The sequence below is a fragment of the Gilliamella sp. BG7 genome (genome assembly GCF_046635565.1).
In the GTDB taxonomy this organism is placed as follows: Bacteria; Pseudomonadota; Gammaproteobacteria; order Enterobacterales; family Orbaceae; genus Gilliamella; species Gilliamella apicola_P.
The window spans coordinates 1-1,952 of the sequence record NZ_JBIDFB010000025.1 but is presented as its reverse complement, the minus strand read 5'-3'; the positions used below and the strand labels follow the sequence as shown (position 1 = coordinate 1,952).

The following is a 1,952-nucleotide window of genomic DNA, read 5'->3' as shown; positions in this document are numbered from 1 at the left end:
TTTGATTATTTTTTAATTCATTCACCATGGGAAACCATGGTAAAGTTCGGGTGTCACTGAACATCCGAACTTAAAACTCAATCGCCGTCGAAAAAGTGACAAACAGAATTGTATAAATAGCAATCTATTTGTTCCAAAATGGAACAAGGTTGAACTATTATATATAGTTCAACCTGTACAAAATACAATCACCATACTTTTGTCACTTTTTATAACTTACTAACTGGATAACAGGCATGGCATGTAAAAAAGAAAGGAATAATAATAACAATACAGATGACACGCCAAAATATTTAGTTTTTATCGTGGGGTTTTGTGTCGGGTTTTATGTATGTCATAGTTTTTTTTAGCTCGCATAATCTGCCGTTATGCTAAATTCTTGGCAATCTGCGCCCTACTCGGTCGCCAATATTTTACAGCCTGCGAATTAAACATAACGGCATTAATACATTATGCGAACTAAATTTTTATAGAAATTCAGTTTTTCTTAAACGTTTCGAATACCGATAAATTTGATTAAATTATCGTTCAATTTCTCCCCATTCCTTGATGCCTTGTTTTTTGATTTGATGTACTTCTTTGCTCCAATCTTTCCGTGGCGGTTTGTAATGCCTGATTAAAAATTTCATTTGATACCCCATGCTGTTTTTTAGCATCAAGGTATTTACCTTTTGTTAGTGCTACCACCTTATCCGATTCAATTAATGCCTTTTCTAACTCCATCTTTTGAATGGCTTTATCATCACTAAATTTAGCCAAATTAAATTTAATATAAGCTAAATTTTTAGTTTTATTAGCGTTGATTTTAGTTAAATTGCATAGCTTGATTGCTGTTGTCTCGGCAACTAATTCATCCCTTGGTGAGAATAATCTTTTTTCATCATGTGTAATCGGTATTCTGTCCAATTCTTTCGCCGTTGAATGCCCAATTTCATGGAAAACATCATTATAGTAACCTTCTGCAGTATCATACTGGGATTTATCGGGCATATGAATGGTATGAGTTTTAGCATTATAACGTGGGGTGGATGTGCTGTTATGTAATACCTTAACTCCCTGACTTTCAATAAATTGCTCTATTTTAAAATTTTCCTGCCACTGTTTTTCTGGCTTAATTTCTGGAGGAAGTTTATCAAATGAGGCTTTATCCAGTTGTTCAACATTATAAAATTTAATATTTTCATAATATTCATTATTCTTATGTAAATCACTTTCAATAAAGTTATTTTTTTCATCGGGATTTACCCGCAAATTATTTACCTGTATTTCATCCTCCGTTAACCAACGTGTTTCTAAAAAACCCTTTTGATGTCCATATTTATATAAATCTTGGGCTTGATATATTTCTTGAGTATAAGGGTTCTTAGGATAGTTTACATTAGTTTGAGTGAAGTTCGAAATCCCCTGATTATTATCAATTTGCTGTATCCGCTCAAAAAGCTGATTAATATTATTCAGTTCCATTATTTACATCTCGATAAGCCAAATTGATTCTAAATTATCTTTTGTGCGTTGTCTTACAAAATCCAATCCTACGATTTTTTCATAGTAATTATTTATCTTATCCCAATCATCTGGATAAAAACTTGGGTCATCTTTATACTTTTCATAAATATAAGCAGTTAATTCATTCAACTCTTGCAGGTGTTTATCATGCTGTTCTTGCGTGATTAAATTGACCGCTAATGCATGTCTAAATTCATTTTTCATGGTACTTTCAATTGTTTCTACTCGTTCTTTTTGGTCTCGCATCTTGTGTTCCTTAGGTAGTTTTAGTGATATTTACGGCTGAATTATAACTAAATTTTGGGGGTCGTCCAAGCGGAAAGGCTCGCTATGCGTTCCTTTCCACCTGGCCTAAAGGGTAAAATTGGGAGAGTTGTCAATAGTTCACTTCGTCAAGTGCTCACTCGGTTCACTTCGTGACTGCGACTTCCGCCTTGCTATTGACA

General features: G+C 33.6%; 2 protein-coding genes. Both read right to left on the bottom strand.

The features are described 5' to 3' along the window. Positions 1–528: 528 nt before the first annotated feature. Entirely contained in the window at positions 529–1,464 is a 936-nt protein-coding gene (locus tag ACGH49_RS10805; RefSeq protein ID WP_411589371.1) for a zincin-like metallopeptidase domain-containing protein, read from the bottom strand. A gap of 3 nt (positions 1,465–1,467) precedes the next feature. Next, positions 1,468–1,752, bottom strand: a complete 285-nt coding sequence (locus ACGH49_RS10800) for a hypothetical protein (protein ID WP_411589370.1) — start codon at positions 1,750–1,752, stop codon at positions 1,468–1,470. Between the last annotated feature and the right edge of the window lie 200 nt (positions 1,753–1,952).